This window comes from Bacillus sp. LR--39 (assembly GCF_053613335.1).
Window position 1 is genome coordinate 1 of record NZ_JBSIOT010001160.1, and the last position, 612, is coordinate 612.

Consider the following 612-nt stretch of genomic DNA (forward strand, 5'->3'; position numbering starts at 1 on the left):
TCCAACATTTTCTCGATATAATCCGCGGTAACATAGCCGGCGTCAACCAGCGCCTTTCCGGCCAGTCTGATCGCTTCTTCCTGCGTTGCGGCAGATTGATTGAGATGAATGTTTTCTTTTGCAAGTACTGGTTTCATTGGGAAATCACTCTCTTTCATACATGTTGTGTGAGCCTGATTTTCAGGCTCACGGGTTCTCAAACTTTACTTTTTAAGCTGATTGATCAGTTCGTCGTATTTTGGACTGTTAAGGAAGTTTTCCACCGATATGTGTCTGGCGCTTGGAAGCTTCGCTTTTGCGCGTTCCGTTAAGTCTTTATGCGTGATGACGATATCGGCATCTTCCGGCAGATTATTGATCGATGTATTGGATACGTCGATATCGAGTTCTGCTTTTTTGACTTTGTTTTTCAAAATTGATGCCCCCATCGCACTGGAGCCCATTCCGGCATCACACGCGAAGATGATCTTGCTGACATTTTCGTACGGAGCCGCTGATTCTTCCGCTTCGTCAGCCGAAGTCAATGCAGAAACGGCCTGGCTCTTCTTGCCTTTCATTTGCTGCATTTTTTCCGCCGCGGCCGTCAAATCTTCTTCGCCGGCTTTAGACGTT

At 46.7% G+C, this 612-nt stretch carries 1 protein-coding gene and 1 pseudogene; both read right to left on the reverse strand.

Translation table 11 applies throughout. From position 1 onward, the window contains the following. Positions 1-137: PTS sugar transporter subunit IIA (locus tag ACWHAR_RS29145; protein ID WP_452088707.1), on the reverse strand; the 137-nt coding region annotated here is incomplete at its 3' end. A 66-nt stretch (positions 138-203) separates the two neighbouring features. Next, a pseudogene (locus ACWHAR_RS29150) lies at positions 204-612 on the reverse strand (PTS mannitol transporter subunit IIBC); the annotation flags it as partial.